Origin of the sequence: Kribbella sp. NPDC051587, from assembly GCF_044453945.1 — a bacterium.
Classification (GTDB): Bacteria; Actinomycetota; Actinomycetes; order Propionibacteriales; family Kribbellaceae; genus Kribbella.
In genome coordinates, this window is the sequence record NZ_JBITDE010000030.1 from 1 (window position 1) to 1,352 (window position 1,352).

1 protein-coding gene is annotated in these 1,352 nt (G+C 64.6%); it reads left to right on the forward strand.

Annotation, left to right across the window (positions count from 1 at the left end):
- The first annotated feature begins 51 nt into the window (after positions 1 to 51).
- A protein-coding gene (locus tag ACIA49_RS41845; RefSeq protein WP_396383934.1) for an IS3 family transposase occupies positions 52 to 1,322 on the forward strand; the annotation gives its coding sequence in 2 pieces (ribosomal slippage) (positions 52 to 325 and positions 325 to 1,322; 1,272 coding nt in all).
- Positions 1,323 to 1,352: the final 30 nt, after the last annotated feature.

Genomic DNA, 1,352 nt, shown 5'->3' on the forward strand with positions numbered 1-1,352 from the left:
TGAACCACCCCGGGTTTGATGCGCACCTCTTTCGTTGGGAAGGTGGCATCTATGCCGAGTAAGTACGACGAGCAGACCCGGGCCAAGGCGGTTCGGTTGGTCACTGATCATGTTCAGGATTACTCGTCGGAGTGGGCTGCGATCAAGGCGGTGTCGGCGAGGTTGGGTATGACGTCTGAGTCGCTGCGCCGCTGGGTTCGCCAGGCCCAGGTCGACGCGGGCCAGGCTGATGGGGTGTCGTCGGAGTCGGCGCGTGAGATCGGTGAGTTGAAGCGGAAGAACGCCGAGCTTGAGCGCACGGTCGAGATTTTGAAAGCGGCGACGAGTTTCTTCGCGCGGGAGAGCGACCCGCGACAGCGTTGATCTGCCGGTTCGTCGCCGAGCACAAGGCTCGGTTCGGGGTCGCTTCGATCTGCCGTGCGCTGAGCGCGCAGGGCTGCAAGATCGCTCCGAGGACCTATTACGCCTGGGCGGTCCGGGCGCCGTCAAAGCGGGCATTGTGGGACACGGCGATCACCGAGGTGCTGGCCGGCTACTACGAGCCCGGCCAGCACGGCCGGCGGCCGCCGGAGGCGTTGTACGGGTCGGTGAAAATGTGGGCCCACCTCAACCGCGAAGGTATCCAGGTCGCGCGCTGCACAGTCGAGCGGCTGATGAAGGCCAACGGCTGGCGCGGTGTGACCCGGACCAAGAAGGTCCGCACCACGATCGCGGACCCGGCCGCGACCCGGGCACCGGACCTGGTCAACCGCCACTTCACCGTCCAGGCACCGAACAGGTTGCTGGTCGCCGACTTTACCTATGTGCGTTTGGCGGGCGGATCGTTTGTCTATACTGCGTTCGTCATCGATGCCTTCGCCGGGCGGATCGTGGGCTGGGAATGCTCGACCAGCAAGCACACCGCGTTCGTCGAACGGGCCATCACCCAGGCTGCGGCATTTCGTGCCAGACAGGGCAATCCGTTGCAGGCCAAGACGATTCACCATTCCGATGCCGGGTCGCAATACACCTCGGTGCACCTGGCCGAGACCCTGCAACTGCACGGCCTCAGCCCATCGATCGGGACCGTCGGTGACGCCTACGACAACGCTCTGGCCGAGACCACCATCGGGCTCTACAAAACCGAATGCATCCGCGACGACTCACCCTTTCACCGCGGACCACCGACCCGCCTGGGCAGTGTCGAAGCCATCACCGCTGACTGGGTCCACTGGTACAACACCGGCCGGCTCATGCACCGCCTCGACCGGCGCCCACCGGCCGAAGCCGAAGCTGACTACTATTCACAAACCCGCGACGACCGACCAGTCGTCCACACATAACCGAGGGTGCATCAAACCCGGGACGGTTCA